Origin of the sequence: Desulfobulbus sp. (assembly GCF_030824455.1) — a bacterium.
GTDB lineage: Bacteria > Desulfobacterota > Desulfobulbia > Desulfobulbales > Desulfobulbaceae > Desulfobulbus.
In genome coordinates this window covers 1-5,036 of record NZ_JAVBXR010000003.1, presented here as the reverse complement: position 1 = coordinate 5,036, position 5,036 = coordinate 1, and the positions used below count along the sequence as shown (strand labels likewise).

General features: G+C 57.9%; 7 protein-coding genes. All 7 read right to left on the bottom strand.

The features are described 5' to 3' along the window. Positions 1–511: PHP domain-containing protein (locus RCH93_RS00065; protein ID WP_306545870.1), on the bottom strand; the 511-nt coding region annotated here is incomplete at its 3' end. After that, entirely contained in the window at positions 508–1,701 is a 1,194-nt protein-coding gene (locus RCH93_RS00060; RefSeq protein ID WP_306545868.1) for a hypothetical protein, read from the bottom strand. The genes RCH93_RS00065 and RCH93_RS00060, both read right to left, overlap by 4 nt. A 59-nt stretch (positions 1,702–1,760) precedes the next feature. Further along, positions 1,761–2,546 carry a DUF72 domain-containing protein gene (locus RCH93_RS00055; RefSeq protein ID WP_306545866.1) on the bottom strand — a complete coding sequence of 262 codons (786 nt, stop codon included), beginning with the start codon at positions 2,544–2,546 and terminating at the stop codon, positions 1,761–1,763. Between the two features lie 13 nt (positions 2,547–2,559). Further along, positions 2,560–3,228, bottom strand: coding sequence for a transcriptional repressor LexA (gene lexA / locus RCH93_RS00050; RefSeq protein WP_306545864.1), 669 nt, complete (start codon positions 3,226–3,228; stop codon positions 2,560–2,562). An 81-nt stretch (positions 3,229–3,309) separates the two neighbouring features. Beyond that, positions 3,310–3,600, bottom strand: a complete 291-nt coding sequence (locus RCH93_RS00045; protein ID WP_306545862.1) for an integration host factor subunit alpha — start codon at positions 3,598–3,600, stop codon at positions 3,310–3,312. A gap of 16 nt (positions 3,601–3,616) precedes the next feature. After that, positions 3,617–4,072, bottom strand: a complete 456-nt coding sequence (locus RCH93_RS00040) for a MucR family transcriptional regulator (protein WP_306545861.1) — start codon at positions 4,070–4,072, stop codon at positions 3,617–3,619. Between the two features lie 48 nt (positions 4,073–4,120). Beyond that, complete coding sequence (locus RCH93_RS00035) at positions 4,121–4,753, bottom strand: chloramphenicol acetyltransferase (protein ID WP_306545859.1); 633 nt, start codon at positions 4,751–4,753, stop codon at positions 4,121–4,123. Positions 4,754–5,036 lie beyond the last annotated feature (283 nt).

The window sequence follows — 5,036 nt, the reverse complement described above, 5'->3', positions numbered from 1 at the left end:
AGTCCTCGGGGGCGAGGAAAAAGCTGTCCTGCACGGCCACGGCGGGAAGATCTAGGGCGCGGGCCGTCCGCCGCAGGTCGCTGTTGTGCTGATTAACCCCGCCGGTCAGGGCGGCGGCCGCGTCGGCCCCGATCTCCCGGCAATGGCCCAGCAGCCCTTGGTCGGCGGCCAGCAGGATCAACCCCTGATGGCGGGTGTTCAGGGCGTCGGCCAGGTCAAAGTCCGGGTCGCAGTGCCGCGCGGTGAGCAGGCGGCAGAGGTTGCGGTAGCCGGTCCGATCCTTGACCAGGCAAAAGAGCCGTTGCGTGCGGGTGCGCGCTTCGGCGCCGATGATCGGCGTCATCCCGTGTTCTTCGCAGGCGCTGAGAAACGGCCAGAGTCCGTAGAGGTTGTTGCAGTCGGTCAGGGCCAGGGTGCTGTAGCCCGCTTGCCGGGCCGTCCGGCAGAGTGCGTCGGGGCTCGGCGTGGCCTGCATCAGCGAAAAATGGGAATGGAGACCAAGGCCGATCACGGCGACAACTGCGCGCCGGCAATCAGCGGTCCCTGGCTGCCGCGATAGATGGCGGCGGCGCCGCAACGGGTGCGGATGGCGTCGCAGGCCTCGCTGATCTGGCGGTTGCGCTCGCGGCTGCGATCAACAGCCGCAAACAGGGACAACTGCTGCACCGGATGCTGCAGCTGCGAACAGCTCAGGACCAGCTGGCGCACCCGCACCCGCCGCTGCCAGACGCGGTAGAGGGCGGTCAGGGCCAGGTGCTGCAGGGCCTGATCGTCGGCCGCCGGCGTTTTGGCCACCGCCTGCCGGGTCAGCTGAACGCCGTCGGTGTAGACCAGGGAAACCCCCACCCGCCGGCAGCCCAGGCCGCGTTCGCGCAGCCCGTATCCGGCCTGCTGGACAAGCGTGGTCAGGGCGGCGCGCACCACCGGTTCCTGGTTGGCGTCCGGGGCAAAGACGTGGCAATAGACGAACTCCGAACCTGGGACGCCCGCGGGCTGCACCGGGCTGGGATCAATCCCCCGCACCGACTGGTAGAGAAAACGGGCGCGGTGATCACAGAGCACGCTCAGTTCCTGCACCGAAAGCGCGGCCGCCTGATGCACCCGGCAGATGTTGACGTGCCGCAAGCGGGTCAGGTCGACGACCGAAACGCCGGGCAGCAGGTGCAACGGCAGCGGCGCGAGAAAGGCCGTCTCCTCGCCGCCGGCCACGATGTACTCGCCGCGCGGCTTGACCAGCCGACTGGCCACCTTGGCCACCAGCTTGTTGGGCGCCGCCGACCAGATGGGGTCAAGGCCCAGATCCCGCCGCAGAGTGTTGCGCAGTCGCCAGCCGATGTCCGGCGGCGGCCCGAACAGCCGGTGCGTGCCGGTCACGTCCAGATAGAGGTGGCCGGCTCCGCTGGAGCGCTCCACTAGGGGTGTGTAATGGCGCGCGTGCTCCACGCACCGTTCCAGCGCCTTCCGGTACTGTTCAGGCCGGGGCGGCAGCACCAGGGCGCTGTGACAGCGGTTGCGGGCCGCATTGAGCAGCATGCCCTTACGCACCCCCTCGGCATAGGCCTCGTCGCTCATGTCGTGGACCACGGCGCGCGGCGAAGGCTCGGCAATGATCAGCGCCCTGCTTTTCAGACTGCTGTCGAGCAGCCGTTCCACAGCCACGCTGAAATCGGCAATGTTGAGATGAATGATCCTCCGTTCCATGGAGGTATGATAGGGTAATGTACAGTTAATGTAAAGTTAAACTGTACATTGCAATCGGATCAAACAATCAGGCGTCCCATGGTTTGGGCGTTGTGCACCGCCTGCCCGGCCACATGGTTGTTGAAGAGCACGACGCCCGCGTCGCAGGCGGCGCGCATCGCCGGGATGCGCTCCCGGCTCCACTGAGCGAGTTCGTCTTCGCGGTAGTTGTAGTCAAACTGCTGCTGTTTGTTGCCGGAACGCCAGCCGGCCAGATTGCGGCCGTGCAGGCGGAGATAGGAAAGATGCGGGTTAGTGACCACGTCCAGGGCAGGAAAAAGATCGGGCAGGGGCGGCGCGTCGACGCTCGCCAGGGTGACCCGCCGCGCCTCCAGCCCCTGAAACACGCTGTCTCTGGCCCAAGAGCGGTGGCGGAACTCCACGGTCAGCGGCAGCGGGTGCAGACAATCCAGGAGATGGGCCAGGTAGGTCCGATTATCCGGAGTGCGGCGGAAAAAGGGCGGCAGCTGCACCAGCACGCTGAGCAGCCGGCCGCTGTCCAGCAAAGGCTGGGCGCCCTGGCGATACAACGCCGCCTGGGCGCGCCAGTCCTCGGCAATTTCATGGGTCATGGTGCGGGTGAGCTTGGCGCAGAACAGCAGGTCGCGATGGCTGGCCAGCATCCGTTCCACGGTCTCGGCCCGGATCATCTGATACCAGGTGTAGTTCAGCTCCACCACCGGGAAAATTTGGCTGTACAGTCCCAGCATCTCCGCCGACCGCGTGCCCGCCGGGTAGACGCCGGCCTCGATCCACTCGGGATAGGAGAAACCGCAAGCGCCGATGTACACAGGAGACGAATCCATGCGCCGGTTGACTTCAGAGCGCCGCCATCTGCTCGGGACCGCGCTGAATGCCGATCACCTTGCCCTGGATCAGCACCTCGCCCAGACCGTAGCGCATGACCGGATAGGCGTCGTTCTCGGGCCGGAGTTCGATGCGGTCGCCTAGATAATAAAACCGTTTGACCGTGGCCTCTTCGCTGTTGACCAGTGCCACCACAATCTCGCCGCTGGCCGCAAACTGGCGGGGTTCGCAGATGGCGAGATCGCCGCCAAGGATGCCGGCCTTGATCATGGAATCTCCCTGCACCCGCAGCGCAAACAGATGCTCGCCGCGAAAAACGGCGGCGTCAACCAGCACGCTGCCCGCCCACTCCTGCTGGGCATAGAGCGGCAAACCAGCAGCCACCCGGCCGATAATCGGCACCGGCCGGCCGGTTGGCGCCCGCTCTAAAAGCCCTCCGCCCAGCAACTCAATGCTGCGGCTGTAACGGCCCTCGCGCCGAATCCACCCCTTTTCCTGCAGCGACTGCAGCATACTGGCCACGGCCGTATGGCTGACGCCCAGGTCCTCGGCGGCCTGGCGCAGGCTTGGCGTGCTCTGGCCGTTGCATGTCCGGTTGCACAGGTACTCAAAAAACGCGCGCTGCCGGGGCGTGAGTTCAGACGGTTGCTGGGGCTGCGGAAACCTTTGTTCACTGTTCATGGAAAGAAATGTACTGCACAGCTTTACATTATGTCAAGCAAGCATAAAGGGCACGGTGACCGGATGAATTGATTTCTGGCTTCAGGTATTCAACTTTTCGCGCAACTGTTTGCTGGGACGAAAAGTGATCATCTGCCGCTTCGAAATGATCATGGACTCCCCGGTTTTTGGATTCCGGCCCCGGCGAGGGGTTTTATCTCGGACATTCAAGGCGCCAAATTGGACCAGCTTGATTGATTCTCCATTGATCAGGGTGTTTTTCAAGGTCGCAAAGACGGTATCGACGATTTCCGCTGCGTTCCGCTGAGAAACACCCAGCTTTTCAGTGACCGAGAGTGCTAATTCTTTTCGCGTGACGTTCTTCTTGTTCATTACAGCGAAATTCTCATTATTTCGACTCGTCCGCAACGGGTTTTTTCTTGGTTCGGGCGACTATGGCTTTTTGGAGGTTGGCCGGAATGCCGCGTTCCTTCCCTGATGCAGACCGTTTCTCGGAAAGGGCTTTTGCGCAAAGCGGTTGCCTGGCGGAAAAGCCGTACTTTTTGCGATATACTTTTGAATCAAGTCCATGAGACTTCAGATGCTTAGGGGACAGCATCTTGAACTCTTGGCCGCACTCTAGGCAGACGATCTTGTTTTTCTGGATGGATTTTTTAGGATCGACCACTGGACTAGCCGCTTCCGCTTCAGTCTCAATCATCCCACCCGCTTCGGCATCTTGAAGTGATTTAAGAGCTTGAAAGGTTTCGTTCAGAGCAGCTTTGATTTCATCGGTGCTCATCTGCTTGCTGGTTATCTGGGACTGGATAATTTCAGCTGTCATCTGTACAAGTGTTTTGCTCATTAAAGACCTCAGTCGTAAAAAATCACGTTAATTCGAGTGTCGAACTGCCTACGCCAACCATACTTCTGGACTATAACACATATTCGACAGATTTTGGTAAAATTTTCCGACATGAATACCATCAACTAATCCGTGATGAACTTGGATTCCAATAGGGACTAACAGCTTGTCGCCTTCTTTGAAATATTTCCCAATCGCAATCACTGGAATATAGCCATATTTTTTATCATACGGGTGAACAATCGAGGTGAAGCTAAACCAAGGTATATTGGTGATGAAAAACATATGGTGTTTTTCTTCAAAACCATGATCGGGGCAGTCCTTGACCGCTTTGATTTTAGCTGCTGATAATTCGCTATACGCTTTAAAAGAATCTACATAGCTTGAATCGCAAAATGAGAATGTTTCGTCATCCAGCAACACGGTATATCCTGGATCAACTCTGCTAAATTCAAACAAGTCACCATCGATTATTCTATGTCGCAATTCCGGTATAAGATTAACGGATTTTGTTATTAAAAAGCTAATTGCCAGAAAAAACCCACTCTTATGGCTATCTATAAATTTCTTGAGATTTGTTATGTCAACATGACTGGTCGTTGAAAAAAAAGGAATATCACGATCCTTAAAGGCCTCAAGCATTCCCCTGCGCTTGTATGTGGCGAGGTCAATCTTTTGCATAAAATATGTCTTTATCCTAGATGGCGAACCAACTCAATCGAAGGTGGTGAATTCATGCACAAGAACAGCTGTGAAATTATGAAATCGAGCTGTGATATAAAATACGCATCCATAACGTCTGCCGCGCATAGTGTGACAAATAGCATTTTGCTAAAATTTTGCAATAATACCTGAATCAGTGACAGTCTTGGCCGGATTTCCCTTTTATGGTTCGGTTAAGTCGTTTTTCAGGGAGTGACAACTCCCGAAGTTGGCATGACCCGCACGCTACGGCGACATTGGC